At 59.5% G+C, this 17,426-nt stretch carries 17 protein-coding genes; 13 read left to right on the top strand and 4 right to left on the bottom strand.

Going from position 1 to position 17,426, the window contains the following annotated elements:
- The first annotated feature begins 149 nt into the window (after positions 1–149).
- The 5 genes from ACR9Y2_RS21935 to ACR9Y2_RS21955 all read left to right on the top strand — a co-directional run bounded on the left by ACR9Y2_RS21935 (position 150) and on the right by ACR9Y2_RS21955 (position 3,124).
- Positions 150–521 (top strand): hypothetical protein, encoded by a 372-nt coding sequence (locus tag ACR9Y2_RS21935; protein ID WP_435043797.1) that lies wholly within the window; start codon positions 150–152, stop codon positions 519–521.
- Between the two features lie 159 nt (positions 522–680).
- Positions 681–1,655: a GlxA family transcriptional regulator gene (locus tag ACR9Y2_RS21940; protein ID WP_435043798.1), complete on the top strand. Its 975-nt coding sequence runs from the start codon at positions 681–683 to the stop codon at positions 1,653–1,655.
- Positions 1,656–1,844: 189 nt separating this feature from the next.
- Positions 1,845–2,489 (top strand): HD domain-containing protein, encoded by a 645-nt coding sequence (locus tag ACR9Y2_RS21945; protein ID WP_435043799.1) that lies wholly within the window; start codon positions 1,845–1,847, stop codon positions 2,487–2,489.
- 58 nt (positions 2,490–2,547) lie between these two features.
- Entirely contained in the window at positions 2,548–2,958 is a 411-nt protein-coding gene (locus ACR9Y2_RS21950) for a cupin domain-containing protein (RefSeq protein ID WP_435044893.1), read from the top strand.
- Between the two features lie 37 nt (positions 2,959–2,995).
- A complete protein-coding gene (locus ACR9Y2_RS21955) occupies positions 2,996–3,124 on the top strand; it encodes a hypothetical protein (RefSeq protein WP_435043800.1) in 129 nt (42 codons plus the stop codon).
- A 256-nt stretch (positions 3,125–3,380) separates the two neighbouring features.
- On the opposite strand, the gene ACR9Y2_RS21960 is transcribed toward ACR9Y2_RS21955, so the two are convergent.
- The gene (locus ACR9Y2_RS21960; RefSeq protein WP_435043801.1) at positions 3,381–4,742 is read right to left on the bottom strand and encodes a hypothetical protein; all 1,362 of its coding nucleotides are present in this window, start codon (positions 4,740–4,742) and stop codon (positions 3,381–3,383) included.
- Positions 4,743–5,267: 525 nt separating this feature from the next.
- On the opposite strand from ACR9Y2_RS21960, the gene ACR9Y2_RS21965 reads away from it, so the two are divergent.
- From ACR9Y2_RS21965 to ACR9Y2_RS21990, 6 genes are all read left to right on the top strand, one after another.
- Complete coding sequence (locus ACR9Y2_RS21965) at positions 5,268–5,720, top strand: RrF2 family transcriptional regulator (protein WP_435043802.1); 453 nt, start codon at positions 5,268–5,270, stop codon at positions 5,718–5,720.
- Positions 5,701–7,011 carry a hypothetical protein gene (locus ACR9Y2_RS21970; protein WP_435043803.1) on the top strand — a complete coding sequence of 437 codons (1,311 nt, stop codon included), beginning with the start codon at positions 5,701–5,703 and terminating at the stop codon, positions 7,009–7,011. The genes ACR9Y2_RS21965 and ACR9Y2_RS21970 overlap by 20 nt, the downstream gene beginning before the upstream one ends.
- 308 nt (positions 7,012–7,319) lie before the next feature.
- Positions 7,320–7,859: a hypothetical protein gene (locus tag ACR9Y2_RS21975; protein ID WP_435043804.1), complete on the top strand. Its 540-nt coding sequence runs from the start codon at positions 7,320–7,322 to the stop codon at positions 7,857–7,859.
- 311 nt (positions 7,860–8,170) lie between these two features.
- On the top strand, positions 8,171–8,980 hold the full coding sequence (locus tag ACR9Y2_RS21980; protein ID WP_435043805.1) for a lipid II flippase Amj family protein: 810 nt from the start codon (positions 8,171–8,173) through the stop codon (positions 8,978–8,980).
- A 778-nt stretch (positions 8,981–9,758) separates the two neighbouring features.
- Positions 9,759–11,120 (top strand): phospholipase D-like domain-containing protein, encoded by a 1,362-nt coding sequence (locus tag ACR9Y2_RS21985; protein WP_435043806.1) that lies wholly within the window; start codon positions 9,759–9,761, stop codon positions 11,118–11,120.
- 262 nt (positions 11,121–11,382) lie between these two features.
- Positions 11,383–12,009, top strand: coding sequence for a response regulator transcription factor (locus tag ACR9Y2_RS21990; protein ID WP_435043807.1), 627 nt, complete (start codon positions 11,383–11,385; stop codon positions 12,007–12,009).
- Here ACR9Y2_RS21990 and ACR9Y2_RS21995 read toward each other — a convergent pair.
- From ACR9Y2_RS21995 to ACR9Y2_RS22005, 3 genes are read right to left on the bottom strand one after another with little or no spacing between them, the layout of a single operon-like run.
- Positions 12,006–12,383, bottom strand: a complete 378-nt coding sequence (locus ACR9Y2_RS21995) for a response regulator transcription factor (RefSeq protein WP_435043808.1) — start codon at positions 12,381–12,383, stop codon at positions 12,006–12,008. The genes ACR9Y2_RS21990 and ACR9Y2_RS21995 overlap by 4 nt on opposite strands.
- Positions 12,380–14,827: a PAS domain-containing sensor histidine kinase gene (locus tag ACR9Y2_RS22000; protein WP_435043809.1), complete on the bottom strand. Its 2,448-nt coding sequence runs from the start codon at positions 14,825–14,827 to the stop codon at positions 12,380–12,382. The genes ACR9Y2_RS21995 and ACR9Y2_RS22000 overlap by 4 nt, the downstream gene beginning before the upstream one ends.
- On the bottom strand, positions 14,805–15,455 hold the full coding sequence (locus ACR9Y2_RS22005) for an MEDS domain-containing protein (protein ID WP_435043810.1): 651 nt from the start codon (positions 15,453–15,455) through the stop codon (positions 14,805–14,807). Before ACR9Y2_RS22005 ends, ACR9Y2_RS22000 begins: the two co-directional genes overlap by 23 nt.
- 319 nt (positions 15,456–15,774) lie before the next feature.
- Here ACR9Y2_RS22005 and ACR9Y2_RS22010 point away from each other — a divergent pair, with 319 nt between their 5' ends.
- Positions 15,775–16,776, top strand: a complete 1,002-nt coding sequence (locus tag ACR9Y2_RS22010) for a sigma-54 interaction domain-containing protein (RefSeq protein ID WP_435043811.1) — start codon at positions 15,775–15,777, stop codon at positions 16,774–16,776.
- A 69-nt stretch (positions 16,777–16,845) separates the two neighbouring features.
- On the top strand, positions 16,846–17,229 hold the full coding sequence (locus tag ACR9Y2_RS22015; protein ID WP_435044894.1) for a nuclear transport factor 2 family protein: 384 nt from the start codon (positions 16,846–16,848) through the stop codon (positions 17,227–17,229).
- The last annotated feature ends 197 nt before the right edge of the window (positions 17,230–17,426 follow it).

Raw genomic sequence — 17,426 nt, forward strand, 5'->3', positions numbered from 1 at the left:
AGCCGAGTTGGCGAGCGCTCGAACTGAGCGACGCTGATCTCCTTGAGGAAATATGGCGCATATTGACAGAGCGTGCCAGCGGAAATCCTTACGGTGAAGATGGTTTCTTCGCGGCAAATATAGCGAACCTATCGCCTGGGCTCAGGGCTATGGCCGCGACCCACTGGCTCGACATCAGCCTCACCCTCGACAGCATGACGTGGCACTTCGGGAATTTCGGGGAACCCGGCTTGGTGATGGCTACGGAAGCGGGACTTCGAGAGCTAGGCCTGCACGAACTTGCGGCATGCTTTGTGGAAGCCAGGGAGCTGATGATCCCGCTGCTGGCGCACAGCACGGAGGCGGATGGCAGTCCGTATGACATCCTCCAGCGGGCGGGACTCCGGGAACGAGGTGAGGAGTTGGACAACCGTGCTGAGGCTTTAGCCGACCTGGCCCAGGATGAGTCCGTGATCTACGAAGCCTGGGTACGGTATGCGCGCCAACATCCCGAGCACGTCTTCGACGCGCAACTTGGATAGCAAGGGAAGCCGGCCAGCCGCTGACCGTCGAACCAGTCGATTGCGCCCGCCCGGCATTGACCTTCTCAGCGGCGTCTTCCCCGGGACGCTCCCGCGCCAGCCCACGCTCATCCCCACGCCTGCCCCTTCCCGCCGGTATGTGAAAATACGATTTCAGGGATGCCTCCAACGCGCAGCGTGGTCATTGTCGGTGCGCCGCCGGTTCATCTACTCGACGTCGCGGGGCCGCTCGAGGTGTTTTCCAGCGCCGAAGACTACGACGTGATCATCGCGACGCCCGGGCCGGAACGGACGCTGCAGACCCACCGTCGAGTGGCCCTCACCGAGGCGGTCCCCATCTCGGAGCTCGACGATCCCATCGACACCCTGCTGGTCGCCGGAGGGCCGGGTGCGGAAACCGGGACCTACGATGCCGCACTCGTCGGGTGGATTACACAGGCCGCTCACCGCTCCAGGCGCGTGGCGTCCATCTGCACAGGCGCCTTTCTGCTCGGCGCGGCCGGACTGCTCGACGGCAAACAGGTCGTGACCCACTGGCGCCTCTGTGACCGCCTGGCCAGGGATTTCCCACTCGCCATCGTGCGACCCGACCCCATCTTCATCAAGGATGGGAATATCTATACCTCCGCTGGCATCTCCGCCGGAATCGATCTGTCCCTCGCGCTGGTGGAAGAAGACCATGGCCATGAAGTGGCCCTGCGCATCGCTAGAACCCTGGTCATGTTCCTCGTCCGCCCGGGCGGACAGTCGCAGTTCAGTCACATGCTCTCCCACCAGGCAGTGACCTCCAAGCCGCTGCGCGAACTGCAGGTCTGGATGCTGCAGAACCTGCGCGAAGATCTTACGGTGGAAAAGCTGGCTGGCCGCATCGGTATGAGTCCCCGGCACTTCACGCGCGTCTGCCTGCGCGAAACCAACATGAATCCGGGCCAGTTCGTCGACCGGATGCGAGTGGAAGCCGCCCAACAGATGATCGACAGCTCGGACCTCGGCCTGAAGGAGATCGCCGACCGCTGCGGCTTCGGAACAGCCGATGCCATGCGCCGGACCTTCTCGCGCGTGCTCCACGTGACCGCTGGTCAGTACAAGGAACGCTTCCGGCGGCCGCTGCCCGCTGATGCCGGCATGTCCTAAATTGACTGATCCGCGTCGTGGCCCGTCGGCCCGCATGACCCTAGAGTGGAGTTGTGAGGGACGCAAAAAGGCCCACGGCAGCCGGAGGGATCACGGAATTAGCCCGGATCTCGCGGGTGCGCTGGACGGCCGGGCGCACGACCCCTCACTCGGTCCGGCATTTACCTGGAAAGGATGCAGCAACAATCCATGTCAGTCTACAATTCATCCCTGGCCATTCCCGATTCCTTACTCGCGAAGGAGGCCACGCAGATCCTGCGGGAGCATGCCAACGACCTGCTCTTCAATCACTCCACGCGCGTCTACCTCTTTGCCGCCGAGCAGGGCCGTCAACAAAAACTCCGCTTCGACCCGGAACTGCTCTACGTCTCCGCCGCATTTCACGATCTGGGTCTCACCGATAAATTCTCCAGCCCCCACGAACGCTTTGAAGTTGACGGCGCAAACGCCGCACGCCAGTTCCTTTCCGCCCACAAGATCCCAGAGGAACAGATCCAGACAGCCTGGCAGGCGATCGCCCTGCACACCACCCCGGGGATCACACATCACATGCGTCCCGAAATCGCACTGCTGTATTCGGGTGTCGGCCTCGATGTCCTTGGGAAAGGCTTCGAAGAGTTTCCCTCGGACCTGCGTCACGAAATCGTGGTGAAATACCCGCGCAACCACTTCAAGGAAGGTTTTCTCGAGACCTATTTCGCCGGCTTTGCGCACAAGCCGGAAACCACGTACGGCACCGTGAACGCGGCCGTCTGTGAGCGCTTTATCCACGGCTTTAAGAACCCCAACATGTGCGAGTGGATTCTTGAGTCCCCCTTTCCCGATTCGAAATAGTGCGTGCGACGCAGGCAGTTCCGGCATCTGAGAGGAAGGAGGCAGTATGCGGAGAACAATGCGGACAGACTTCTTATGGCTCGCGTTAGCGGCCTTGGCAGTAGCGGTGCCCCCCGGCCTGGCGCAGAACGCCGAGCAGGTGAAACCCGTCTTTCAACACGCCCTCCCCAACGCCGAAGGGAAGTCCATGGTTGCTGTCGTCGTCACCTATCCACCCGGAGCCAAGTCGCCGGCCCATCACCATGCCGGGTCCGCGTTCATCTATGCTTACGTGTTGTCAGGCGCCATTCGCAGCCAGGTGGACGATCAGCCCGCGAAGGTCTTTCGTGCCGGCGAGAGCTTCTACGAACCACCTGGCGCCCACCACCGCATCAGTGAGAATGCCAGCGACAAGGCCCCCGCCAGCCTGTTGGCGGTGTTCGTTGTCGATTCCAAGGACACTCCGCTGACCATACCCGACCCGAAGTAAGGATTGTGGTCAGGATCCAAATCAAAACGAAAGGAGCATGAGGAGGAACCTGGCGGCATCGTTCCGGGGTGTGGACGGCCCTTCGCGACCGGCGCCGTTTGCTCCGGCCAAGGGTGACGATCCCGCCCAACTCACAATAATTCTCGACAAGCCCGGTGTGATCTAGGCGAAGTGGCCTTCCGGGGATCCAGCCAGAACTCCATTCCCAGAGGCAGAACCCCGCGACAACCAGTCTCAGCAAATCCCGATCAGCCTGCCGCAAACGATCACGAGGGAATTGTCCAACTATCCGCTGCTACCCAACCCGAGTCCCGGCGCAGTGGATCCACGATCCGCATATTCAACTGTTTGGTTTCCGACATCGGCGCCTTCAGGTGAACGGGCACGCTAATTCTCACTATCCGTTCCGGCCAGTTCCATTCCTACTCGTCCGGCGTCAGGACTCGCTTCCTCGGCGGTAGAGACTTCGGATCCTGCCCACAGCTTCGGTACGTGTGAGAGGCGAGGCAAAAACTTTGGGCTGTCCAGGCGCCTTCGATACTCTGGCGGAATTCCTTGACTATTCGCCCATCGCCGGAAACTTCAACTTCATACCCACGCCCGTTGTCTGACCATGCGCCCAGGTTCAATGCTTCATATGTATCGAGCGACGGCGTCAATACGTACAACACCAAGGAGTACGCAGCATAGCCGCGACGCCACAAGGGACCATGGGACTGGTCAGGGCCATACTGAATCAGGCGAGACCCATCGGGAAGGCGCCGCACTGGGAAGGGACGCAGCTTCATACTCGAAACCTGGTCTTCGGGAGGTTCAAGCCGGAACGGGTAATGTCTCGTGACCGCCCCCTTGCGATAGCTCATGAATGGACCGCAAAGGAATTCGCCTTTGTCCAGCTCCTGGGCGAAGAAGTCCTGATAGCTGGCGATGGGCGATACTTCGCCTTCCTTGGGCAGCATGGTGTCATACGGGATTTCCGGATTCTGGAAGATGAAGGCGCTCTCGATTTCCCGCGAGTGCGTAAGGAAATAAAACGCCGGTTTGTCCTCGCCGTGCAGATTGCGGCCAACCAGCGGCTGTCCGCAAGTGGTAACCCTGGCCGTGATAGAGGGCGTTACTGCGATTGACGGTATGTCGGCTCGATCTGTCTCACCGGCAGTCGTGCCCCTTTCCAATACTTTAACTGCCAACCCCAGTCTATCCATGCTGACCCGGTCAGCCGGCGGAAACAACTCCCACGGAATGAGGGCTTCGAAATTCACGCTCCCGTCGGCAAGAGTCTTGAACTTCTGATTCGGCAAACCCTCCGGCCGAGGAAATTTCAAGGCTTTGCGCTGCACCTCCGTCAAGCCATCGAATGCAGGGAGAGCATAGGCTTCCTGCGCTCCAGTGGGACTCAAACGCCACATGCGGATGAATTGTCGTTGAAGCCGCTCGCGGAAAGCAGCCTGATCGCTCCTCCATTGAATGCACGCGTCTTTCTGGTGGGCGTCGACGCCGGGAGCGGCACAGGCTTCAGCCCGATACTTGATTTCCGGGAATTCCAGCGAGCCGACGACGGAAAGCCAGATTTCAATCAGCGGAAGCGTTGTGGCCCCAGCCGGACCCATCTGGAGTCCTCGCAGCCGTGAACTTGGCACATGGCCGGCCACAACGATGCCGTCGTTCGATTGCGCTGCCCAAATCGCCTCTTCCTTTGGAGTGCCCGGCTCGCCCTCCGTACGCAAGCGAGGCACGTGTTGCCATTCTGCGAGAGAACCATCCAGGACGAAACCGCCGGGCACCTGTGCAATCACTGAACCCCACGCCGGCGCACTCAACAGGCTAACGAGCGTGGCCTGCAATAAAGCACGAGTTTGGAACACACGAAGATTCTATCCGACGGACGACGCGAGCAGACGCCAAGAGGTTGTCCAGGTCCGGTCCGCGGCGGCCGCAAATCGAGGACCGTCCTTTGGGGGCTGGAACAGATTCATGCTCGTCCGCTCTAAAACCGCGGTTAATGATGAGATTTCTGAGAATTGATCAGGGCGGGAAGCAACTCGAGGTATGGAATCAAATCAGGGAGCTCAGCGACACAGTGTGAATGGAGCCGCTCTGGACCGAAGCCTCTCGGGTGGCCGCTGAGACGATGAAACGTACTCGGGAAGACATTGAGCGATTGATCGTGCGACTGGACCGCTTGGGCTGCTGCTTTGTTGCGGTGCGGGAATGCGGGGTGCCGTGGCGAGGCCCCTTTGGCTTGGCAGGGTATGTTCAATCAATAAACCTTGATATCTTTATCCAGATATCATATTATCGATAGGCCCATGCTCTCACAGACTGTGGAATATGCCCTCCGCGCCATTGTCGTGCTGGCTGCGGACCGGAGCTCGCCCTGGACGACGCAGGCCATCGCCGCCCGGACTCTTGTTCCGCAGGACTACCTGAACAAGGTCCTGCAGCCGCTCACCCGAGCCGGACTCGTCAGCGCGCAGCGCGGCCGGAATGGCGGCTTCACGCTTGCGCGCGCTCCGGAAGCAATCACTGTTTTGGATGTGATCTCCATCGTCGATCCGCTGCGGCGGATCAATCATTGCCCGCTCGGCCTCAAGTCGCATTCCTCCCTCTGTCCGCTCCACCGCAAACTGGATGAGGCCGTCGGCGTCGTGGAAGAGGCCTTCCGCTCAACGACCATCGCCGACATCCTGGCCAACCCCAGCCCGATTCGTCCCCTCTGTGAAAGAACAGAATCTCTCTGTCATGTCCAAACGGCAAATTAGCTGCGTACTCCTGATCGGTTTGGCTCTCGCTGCCGCCGCCATCGGCGGGCTGGAGGGGTCTTATGTGGTGCCGCTCGATCATGCTGCGATTCAATACGCCGCCTTGCCTGTCGACGACGCGGTCGCGCGGCTGCAGAAGCGCATCGATTCCGGCAACCTGAAACTGAGGTTCCGCGAGGGTCATGGCTACCTGGAATCCATTCTGGAAGCCTTGACCGTGCGCCCGGCCTCGCAGGTTCTGGTCTTCTCGAAAACTAGTTTTCAGGCGACCCGCATCGCGCCGAAACTGCCCCGCGCCATCTACTTCAACGACAATGTCGCGGTCGGCTGGGTTCGCGGCGGAGACGTGCTGGAATTTGCCGCGGTCGATCCCAGGCAGGGCGTGATTTTCTACACGCTCGACCAGGAGCCCTCAGGGAAGCCGCACTTTGACCGTCAGGACACTTGCCTGCAATGTCACCAGAACGGCTCCACTGTGGGGGTGCCCGGCCTGCTGGTCCGCTCTGTCTATCCGTCGCAATCCGGGATGCCCGTGTTTCAGGCCGGGTCCTTCGTCACAGACCACCGCAGCCCTTTGAGAGAAAGGTGGGGCGGCTGGTATGTCAGCGGGAAGCATGGCTCTCAAACGCACATGGGCAATGCGATTGTGCAAACGCGGGATGAGCCGGTCACCCTGGAGCCCAATGGCCTGAATGTGACCGATATGCGGTTTCGCTTCGATACCGGCGCCTACCTGACGCCCCATAGCGACATCGTTGCGCTGATGGTGTTGGAACACCAGACCCGCATGACGAACCTGGTCACCCGCGTCGGCTTCGAGGCGCGCCTCGCCCTCTATGACAACGCCGTGATGAGTAAGTTCCTGCAGAAGCCCGAAGGCGAACTGAGCGAATCCAATGTCCGCCGCATCAACTCCGCGGCCGAGGAGTTGGTCAAGTACATGCTCTTCGCCGAAGAAGCGCGGCTCACCGATCCAATCACCGGGGTCTCCGGCTTCGCGGAATCGTTTGCCCGGCTGGGCCCGAAGGATGAAGCCGGCCGCTCCCTGCGCGATTTCGACCTGAAGACCCGGCTCCTGCGCTACCCTTGCAGCTATCTCATTTACTCCGAAGCCTTCGACCAACTGCCGCCGCCCATGAAAGACCGCGTCTACCAGCGTCTCTGGCAGGTCCTCTCCGGAGAGGATCAAAGCCCCAAATTCGCGTTACTTTCGAGCGCAGATCGCCGCTCCATCCTGGAGATTCTGCGCGCCACCAAGAATGGCTTGCCGGAGTACTGGCTGCGTCCCTGAGCGGACTGCGCGGTCTGGCGGGAGCTTCGGGAGGCGTGGAATACCAGTGCCCAAGCGTGATGAGCATCTGTTCGTTGATCTCGTCAACTAATGGGGGCAGGGAACGGTCCGGAACGTAGGCTGGCGTGAGGATGGCCCGCCGAACGGTAGCGCAAGGGAGAGCGGGTCTTCCCTCTGCAACTCCATATCAAGGATGTCGAGTTTCCGTCTGCCGGCTTTGGTTGCCAGCGCCGGATGCGTGGTCTGCGGACAGGGCCTCCCGCCACCGGTCGCCAGCAACGGGGCGTCCGGTTAGAATTGGTACAGACGTGGATCCCGCCGTCGTTGCCTTTGATCACATCCTTGAAGTTGAGACACCCCACGGCGACGAGCCACAGCGAGAATGGGTAGTGGAAGGAAACGAAACCAAAGAGATGCTCTGCGCGGAGATACCCTGTGCACCAGTCTTCCTGTGTGACGGGGATGGCGATTGGATGCAGCTCGAGAAGACCGTTAAGACAGAACGGACCCTCTTCCGGCTGCACTCTGCAAGGGAATTCGAGTTCACTGCTTACGCCGCGGACGAGACTAAGTGGACACTGAGGTATACATGCCCAGGCGTCCCGATATGGACGAGACTGAGGCATCTTTTTACCGTGCCTAAGATCGTTGTCCCAGTGCAGTGGATTTCCCATGATCGATACCCCGTCAACGAGCTCCGTGCCGCCTTTTTGCAGGCGGTTGAGAACGACGACGACGTCTTAACACAGTTTGTCGAGCGGAATGACCTAGTGGGCCAACTGAAGGCCGCCGAAGGTTTCGGCGACTTTGTGCGTATATGGGACTCGCTGGGGGCGGACTGCGGGTAGACTCCACGTCGCCGGTGCAGCCAGGCGGAGGCTCAATTCACGAAAAACGGCATGCCCTGCAGTGGGTGGCACCGAAGCGGGCGGTACCCTTTCCTGACGTCTCGCACCTAACCCGTAAGTCGCGAGGTGGCACGAACGTGACAGCGTTCCGGTCGTGAACCAGTTAGTTGTCGAGCAAGGCGATCACTTGTGGTTGACTCGATTCGCCGAGATTCCGAGGGGCGCCTGCTCGCGGGGCTTTGTCCAAGGCCCGCCGCCGCTCCTGCTGCATCCATTGTATTGTGGACTTGCGAGAAGATAAGCAAGCGGCCATGGACACCAACCTGCTGTTTATTTGTTTCCTCACACTCGTGATTCATGTGGTTGGAACGCTTGCGTACGCTGTCCGCATCGCTGGAATCAGAACGCGGCGGATAGCGATTTCTTTCTCCCTGTTCAACATCCTCGCACTCATTTCACGAACGTCCAATTCGTTCCAGGGGCCGTTCTTGGCAAAGCGGATCGAGTCCCGACTGATGGGCGTGGCGCCACCGACGTCATCAATGCTCGCGGATTTCCGGTGGCTCTTGGCCGCCGCGACAATCGCGACAGTCGTGGGTGCTCTGTTGATTCCCACGTTTCAGCGGCTGTTCAGTTCAGCCGTTCTACACTTTCAGGTAAACCGGTCGATGCCACGCCTGATTGCCAAGGTATTCAGCCGGCGCGGCATCGCCAGCGTCGCCATGAACCTGCACGCTCCGTCAACACAGAACCTAAGACAGCTTGGCGGAGGTGCCGGCGTATCGTGGCGCATCATCGGGCTGAACGTCATCGCAATGGCGCTGTGGACGCTCGGTGTGTTTGCGTCGCTCTACGCTGGCTATCTCAAACCGGAACTTCGCGTGACATGTAGCAACCTGTCATCGGTAATAAATGGCGTGGCGACGATCCTGATGTTCGTCTTCATCGATCCGCAGGTGTCGGTGATGACCGATGACGTGGTCGAGGGACGCATATCGGATGGACGATTTCGGCGAGCCATCACCTCTTTACTGGGGGCCCGGTTGGTTGGAACCGTTCTGGCGCAATTGCTCTTGGTCCAATCGGCCACTGTCATCATCAGGATCGCGGAAGCAATTTAGTATATCGGCTGGGAATGCCGTCGACTGACCAAGCCCTGCGTCGGCGCGGTGCGCTTCCGTAAGGTGAGGGCGTTGGTCGCAGTACGGTCAGGTGCTAAACGAGAAGGCGAACGGGGACGGGGACGGCCTATCGCCATCGCATTACCCGTAAGTTCGATTTCCATTTCCGGTTCCTTCAACAGGCGCGCCCAAGCTGGAGCGCCACCCGCCGTGAGCCAGAACGACCTGTCCGCAACCCGGAAGGGATCTCCGCCTGACCGACGAGCCTCAGCGGTGGACCATTGATACCACCGTGGGTCTGTCGCAATGCCGGTCCGAATCGGGATCATTTCCACACAGGGCAAGCACGCTGCATCACTTCTGCCAGGACCGGCACCTCATGCGGCACCCCAATCAGGTGGCTGTCATTCGATATCAGGCAATGAACCCGAACCGGGGGGTTCCTGAGGGCCGCCTGCCCGCGTAACCGGGGCAGGTACGTCAGCCGGTCGCGACGGGAAGGGAACACCGACCGGCACTCAATACCACGTTGGCAATGCGATGCGCTCAGCACAATGAACCGGCGGGCCGAGCATCATTTCCGGGGGCGAAACGAACTTCTCGTTGCTCCGCATTCTCCCGTTCGGTGTGTCTATGGATACCAATTCCGTCCATCATTCGCGCTGACGCTACAAATCAGCCGATCCCCTTCGCCGGAGCAGGATATCGGTGGTCCCGTCCGAGCCGGCGTTCACCTTGAACGCAGTATTCGTCAATGGGAAACTGAATAACCACCCCGATGAGCAGTGCCGCCATACCCTTCGTGCAATCAGGCTCCTATCCTACGCGGCGCGGGAATCTTGTACGGCCGTTGATTGACGGAGAGCCTGCGTTCCGCCGCATCTGCGAGGCCGTCGAGGGGGCCCGATTCAGCGTTTGGCTCACGGTGGCTTTCCTGTGGCCAACCTTCGAGATGCCGGATGGCCGGGGCAGCCTATTTGATGTACTCGATCGTGCTGCCGCTCGCGGTATCGATGTTCGACTCATTTGTTGGCGGCCCGATGAAGAGACCGCAGGACTCAGGCGCAACGCGTTCTGGGGTTCTCCTGAGCAGATTGACCTGCTCCATCAGCGACGATCGGGCGTGAACATCCGCTGGGACCGCGCTCATCCAGGCTTCTGTCAGCACCAGAAGTGCTGGCTGGTCGATGCTGGAGCGGAAAATGAAACGGCCTTCGTCGGGGGGATTAACCTGAATCCGCATTCCATGGTTACACCTGCTCATGACGGCGAAGGACAGAATCACGACGTCCTCATTGAGTTGACTGGGCCTTCGGCGGTCGACGTTCACCACAACTTCGTACAACGCTGGAATGAAGCGAGCGAGAGGCTGGTGAACGAAGGCTGTTGGGGTGCGGGCAGCACAGCCAACCTGCCGTTTCCAAGCCGTCTCCCCGCTGAACACGGCAGTGCGGTCGTGCAGATCCAACGGACGACGCATGCGGGCCGCTACGTCAATACTCAGGCATCGCCGGGAGGAATCTCGTTCAATATCGCTTCGGGTGAGGAAACCAATTTCCATCAGTATTGTACGGCCATCCATGCGGCGCGCCGGTCGATCTATATCGAAAACCAGTACGTCGATGTCCCTGAAATCGTGGATTGCTTGCTTGGTGCGCTCCAGCGCGGAGTGGATGTCGTTCTACTGACGCCGGCTCAGCCGGACGTCCGTTTGCCGGTTCCGGCAGAACGGCGTGCGTTTCTGAATGCCCGGATGACGCTTGGAACTTACCCGAACTTCCTGTTGGCGGGCATTGCCGGCATAGGCGCGGATGGTCATCGCAAATCGATCTATGTCCACGCCAAGCTCATGTTGGTGGACGACGAATGGGCCACGGTTGGCTCCTGCAACCTGCACCGGTTTTCGCTCTTCGGAAACGGAGAAATGAACGCCGCCTTCTCAGAGCCCAACACCGTTCGCGCCTTCCGCTGTGAGCTGTTCCGCGAACACCTCGATCAGGACACGGTCGCCTGTGACGATCGCGCCGCACTTCAGCTGTTCCGAAAGATCGCCAGGGCGAACCGTAGCAGGTTCGAAGCCGGTGATCCTGCCTGGCAAGGCCACGCATTCGAACTAGACCTGGCAACGTATGTGGGATGAGGCCCAGGGAAGTATGCTGCGATCTGGCTCGGGTGCCGGCTGTGGACAGCTTGTTGTGCATCTTCACGGCACGCAGAGGTCCTGAGAGATAATCAATCAAGGTTGCTGGGTTTCGTCCCCGCAGTCTGCTGTCGGCCTCGCCTCCACTTGCCCCGGCGCCACTAAAGGCAGTGTGAGGTCTTGATGTTGGGGCCCGTTCGAGGCAGTTGGCCGCAGTCCGCGAAGCCGTGGTTCATGAGCGCACCGAGGCGCTTCTGTCTAGATGCCTGACATCCAGCCACTCGTGTTCATTGTTGACGACGATGTTTCCGTGCGGGAATCGCTCGAGTTGTTGATTCTTCAGGAAGGTTGGCAGCCGGAAACCTTTGGCACTGCGGATGACTTTCTGAAACGTCCGCCGCCTGTTGTGCCCAGTTGTCTGATCCTCGACGTTTCGCTGCCCGGCATCAGCGGCCTGGATCTCCAGGGCAGAATTGCGAAAGAGCGCCTTGAGATGCCGATCATCTTCATCACGGGTCATGGCGACATCCCCATGAGTGTCCGGGCGATGAAGGCAGGGGCCGTTGAGTTTCTTACGAAGCCGTTCACAAACGAGGCGCTCGTCACAGCAGTCAAACAATCCCTTGAGCGCAGCCGCACAGCACTGTCCGAACAGGAGGTCCTGCGGGAACTGCGAGGAAACTACTCGTCTCTCTCGCCGCGGGAAAGGGATGTCATGGCGCTCGTGGTCGCCGGGCTGTTGAATAAACAAGTCGGTGCGGAACTCGGAATCACCGAGATCACCGTCAAGGCGCACCGCGGCCGTGTCATGCAGAAGATGAACGCGGCCTCCCTGGCAGATCTGGTAAAGATCGCGACGAAATTGGGGCTGCGGCTTCCTACAGCCTAGCCGCGCTTCTCTAGCGCTGAGTGGATCGCGGTGAGCAACGCGGTATCGCTGAAGGGCTTGTACAGGCACTCGGCCGCACCCTCAGCCAGAACTTGCGAGCGCATGGCCTCATTCCGGTTCGCCGTAATGAAGATGATCGGCAGGGCTTTCCCCCGGCGCTTCAGTTCGCGTTGAAGGTCGGGCCCGCTCATCCTTGGCATGGCGACATCCAGGATCAGGCACTTGGATTCATCCAGCGCTTGCGACACGAGGAACTCCTCCGCCGACGAGAACGCGCGGGCGGTGTAGCCAAGTTCGTGAAGTAGATCCGGGAGCGATTCCCGCACCGACTCATCGTCATCGACAATTGACACTAGCAGGCGTGGGCGTGTCATGTGTTTGTCTCTGTACCACGGGGGATCGAAAAGCAAAACGTTGCACCCGCGCCATCATTGGGTTCCGCCCAAAGACGGCCATGATGCTTCTCAATGATTGAGCGGCTGACGGATAACCCGATCCCCATTCCACCTTCCTTGGTGGTGTAGAAAGAATCGAAGAGTTTTTCAAGATTTTGTGCGTCGAGACCGACACCGGCATCGCGCACACTCAAGCGCACGTTGCCGTTGTGCTCGTATTCGGTCCGGATGAGCATATGCCGGGGCCGATCGCGCACTCCGGCCATCGCATCGGAAGCGTTACGGAGCAAATTGAGGATGACCTGTTGCAGTTGAACGCGATCAGCGAAGATCGGAGGCAGGTCGTCGGCAAGATCCAATTGCACAGCTACCCGGTTTCGTTGGAGTTCGCCCAACGACAGCGCGGCCACCTCTCGAGCGGCCTCGTTCATATCCATCCATTCAGGGCTAAACTCGCCCCTGCTGAAAAGGGCACGCAGGCGCGTCACTACTTCCGATGCCCGGTTTCCGTCGCGGATGGTTCGCCGCGCAGTCTCCCGTGCACCATCGACGTTGGGGGGATTAGCATTCAGCATCCGCAGGCAGGTTCCAGCGTTAGTGATAATACCTGACAGCGGCTGGTTGACTTCGTGGGCGATGGACGCAGTCAACTCGCTCAGCGACATGATTCGGGAAACGTGGGCAAGATCGGAACGGGCTTTGTTGAGCGCCTCCTCGGCCACCCAGCGCTGCGTGACATCCTGAATTGCGCCGATGTATTCCCGGTTTCCATTCACGCCACCCGCCTCATTCGACGTTGTCTGCAGATACTTAATGGATCCATCCGGCATCTGAATACGAAACTCGTAGTCCAGCCCTTCGCCCGTGCTGCGGGCCGCTGCGGCGCGCTCGTTCACCAAATGCAGATCATCCGGGTGAACACGGGCCGCAATCCGCTCCAGCGTGATCGGAGTTGTCCGATCGAGCTCAAAAATCCGACAGGCTTCCTCCGAAAAGGTGATTTCGTCGGTATTGACTACCCAGGAAAAGCTACCAGTTGAACTCAAACGCTGTGCTTTGGTGAGAAAGGCGTCATTGCGGCGCAACTCCTCCTCCGCCCGCTTCCGATCTTCAATCTCGATATTTGTCCCATACCATCTGATGATTCTGCCGGTCTCATCTCGAAACGGGTTGGCACGAAACAGAAACCATCGGTAAGCCCCATCGAAACGCCGCAGTCGGGCTTCCACGTCTACCGTCGTCCCCGCTTCGAGGGCCGATTGCCAGTAGTGCAACAGACCGGCAGCGTCATCCGGATGAATCGCAACCGCCCACCCAAACCCCAGCGCCTGCTCCGCCGAAAGGCCGGTGAAGTCCAGCCACGGCCGGCTGAGGAACTCGACGGAGCCGGTCGCGTCGGTGGACCACGATAACGTCGGGATCGTATCGATGACCATTCTGAGATCCTGCCCACGGCTCTCAAGAGCCTGTTCGGCGCGCTTGCGGTCCTCTATGTCTGTGCTGGTTCCGTACCATCGGACAATCTCGCCGGATTCATCCCGAAAGGGCTCAGTCCGTATGAGAAACCACCGGTAGGCGCCGTCGTGCCGCCGTATCCGGGCTTCCGTTTCGTCCGGTTTGCCGGCTGACAGCACTTCCTGCCACTTCTTCATCAGCCCCGGAAGATCCTCCGGATGGAACACCGACATCCAACCCCAACCGCGAGACGCCTCCGGAGGTACACCGGTATGTGCATGCCATGCCCTACTGATGAATTCATTCGATCCATCTGGCAGCATGCACCAGACGAACGCGGGAATTCTGTCGATGATCAGTTGTAGATTGCCCTCGCTCTTTTTCAGCTGTTCATTGGCCGCGGCGAGTTCGCGTGTTCCCTGCGCGACGTGATCTTCCAGCCTGCTGGCGAGCCGTCTTTGTTCACCAAGGACGAATGCATGCTGCAATCCGACTACCGCCTGGTTCGCCGAGACATCCAGAATCAGTCTTTCGGACTGGTCCGGGAAGCCGGCACGCTCCGCTACAACGGCGATGGTTCCAAGCTCACCACGAATGCCGAGCCTTGCAGTCGCCACGTTTAGATCTGCAGCACTGCCCGGGATCCGGGCGCTGGCAGGCCATGAAGCTGCAGAACCGCCGAGGGAACTGGACAGCGCCTCGAAGAAATCCTGCGCCTTCTCAGAAGCACCTGGCATGCGCATGACTTCAAAAGAGGGCCTACCGTCCGCATCGTTCAATTGGATCAGGACAAACGACAGATCTAGGATTCCGGCCAGTGCGTCGGCTACGGTGCTGGCGATCTCTCCGGCATCTTTGTCTGTCCACAAGCCCGGCAGGGCGATCACACTCACCAGATCGTTCAAGCAACGTCGTAGCTTCGCCACTTCTGCAGGTGCTTCCAGCTTACGCTCCACAATGTCGAACATTCTCTCTCGCTCGCCGAGCCCGAAACTCAGGTAGAAACTGCTCCGCTGGAATATAGAAAGGATTGCGTTGCAGCATGCCCCCCAAGAGAACTAAAGGGTGTGTCCGCAGGATGTCGATGACGGCATCGCCGCTAAATTGGGTCAGATGGTACGTGCAGATCACGACATCATCATGCCGGCTCCAGATATCGTTGACGCGAGCTTCGAACTCGATCAGGTTGTCGACGTGAGTCCGTCCGTCCGCGGCCCAATCCATGCGGCACACGATGCGAGATAGGGGATATCCATGCTGCGGGTCGCCACCCGCAATCTGCTCGAAGACTTCGAGCATCCGATCGGGATCAAATCGCCCGTCCTGCAGGTACGTCTCGGTGTTGGCGCGAACTTCCAGCTGTCCAGTCCTCAGCGCGGTCGCCGCGTCGATTCCGGCCGAAGCAAGACGTTCTACGTGTTCACTATCCTGATTGGGGTTGACTATATGGATGGCTTTATCGCCGCATGCCAAACCGTTTTGAATAAACGGTAGCAGGATGCGATACTCCTCTTCCTCACTGTTAAACAAAGCACAGACGTGGCGTGACTCGTTGAGGTCGGAACTTGCAAGGGAGATCGATTTCGAGGGTCGCATCTGGTTCTCCCAATAGTGTCCACATTGGTGACGCTTTTGTCACGTCCCTGTCTATTCTCGTTCCTACCATCTCAAGTTGCCAGGAAAACGTCCAGTAGACTTTGGTATCGGTGCCATCCCGGGTATATCGATACCTTCGTACAATTGGCATCCGGAGTCGTTAGTGGCCTAATTGCAGTAGATAGGCTCTCCCTGTAACTGGCTTCACCCGTCGGCGCGGCCGGGACTTTGCCGGAAATGAGGGATGGACTCAGCCGGATGGTTGCGGCTGCGTGTGCGCAGCGCTCGTCAGAAGACTTCGTCTTCATAAAGGAGAGAAATGGCACCTGTAGATTTGATCGGGTCTAGTCCTAAATTCCGGGCTGTGCTCGCGGAACTGGAGAAAGTGGCGCCAGTGGATTCCTCCGTCCTGCTGCAGGGCGAAACGGGTACCGGAAAGGAAGTGATCGCGCGGGCGATACATGATGCCAGTCCTCGGCGGAACAACCGTTTCGTAGCCCTGAACTGTGCGGCGATTCCGGCTGCGCTCCTGGAGAGTGAACTATTCGGTCACGAAAAGGGTGCGTTTACTGGGGCATGGGGCCTTGCAAAGGGCCGCTTTCAGTCCGCAGATGGCGGCACGATATTTCTGGACGAGATCGGCGATATGCCGCTCGAAATTCAGCCCAAGCTGTTGCGCGTCCTGCAGGAGCGGGAGTTCGAACGGCTGGGTAGCGGGCAGACGGTGCGGGTGAACGTGCGCGTGGTAGCGGCGACGAATCAGGATCTCGCGCAGCTCGTGAATCGAAAGCTGTTCCGTGCGGACCTGTTCTATCGGTTGAACGTGGTGCCAATCCACTTGCCCCCGTTGCGGGAACGGATTCAGGACATCCTGCCGCTGACGCAGTGCTTCGTGGCGCGGTTTGCTGCCCGGCTCAACAAAACGATCGATGTGATTCCCGATGACGTGCTCGCGGTACTCAAGGCACATGACTGGCCCGGAAACGTCCGGGAGCTCCAAAACGTGATCGAGCGTGCAGTGCTCTTCTCCCCGGGCCCAGCGCTGAGTCTCCATATGGGACTGACGCCCACACGGAAGGAAACGATCGAGATGCCAAAGCGCACACTGGCCGAAGCCGATCGGGAACACATTCTGGAAACGCTGCATAAAACAAACTGGATGATCGGAGGTCAGGACGGAGCGGCCAACCTGCTCGGACTGCCGCGCACGACGCTCATCTACAAGATGCGAAAGTTGGGGATCGAAACTCGCCGATCGCCGGTCACGCCCATGCTGCGGGAGTTGGCGGAGGAGGAATGCTGCGCGGCGGCCAACGGTTAGCGGACGGGCGTACGATCGACCCTTCCGGCTTCCGAACGCAGCGTGTTCCGCTCCACAAGGCAGGTGATGATGAATGAGGAAGAAGTGCGACGCGCTCTCGATGAGCATTGGAGAGCATCAGCGGCCGGCGACCTCGATGCGGAACATGCGATCTACGAAGACGACGCCATCTGCGATTATCCGCAATCCGGCGAGCGAATCCTCGGACGCATCAATTTGCAGGCATTGCGGAGTCATCACCCAGGTAAGCCGTCCGGCTTCCAGGTGAAGCGAATTCTCGGTGAGGGCAATTTGTGGGTTACGGAATACACCATCACCTACCAAGGGCGTCCGGCGTACACCGTCAGTATCATGGAGTTCCGGAATGGCAAGGTCGTGCACGAGACGCAGTATTTCGCCGACCCCTTCGAAGCTCCAGCCTGGCGCAGCCAATGGGTCCAGCGCATTGCCTGACCCCGATTGAGGAGGGGGACAGATCGCCATCCCGGTCAGGGCATAGCCCGGAAACCGGAAGTCACAAACGTTAGCTCTGGAGTTCCAGCTTCCGCTCCGAACTCCCATCCACCCAGCCCACCACTACGCCCCCAGACACCCCAAAGACTCCGAATCCAGTCGACGGCCCTCTTTCGTGGGGTATGCGTCCACGCTTG

It is taken from the genome of Paludibaculum fermentans, from assembly GCF_051172195.1.
GTDB classification, from domain to species: domain Bacteria; phylum Acidobacteriota; class Terriglobia; order Bryobacterales; family Bryobacteraceae; genus Paludibaculum; species Paludibaculum fermentans_A.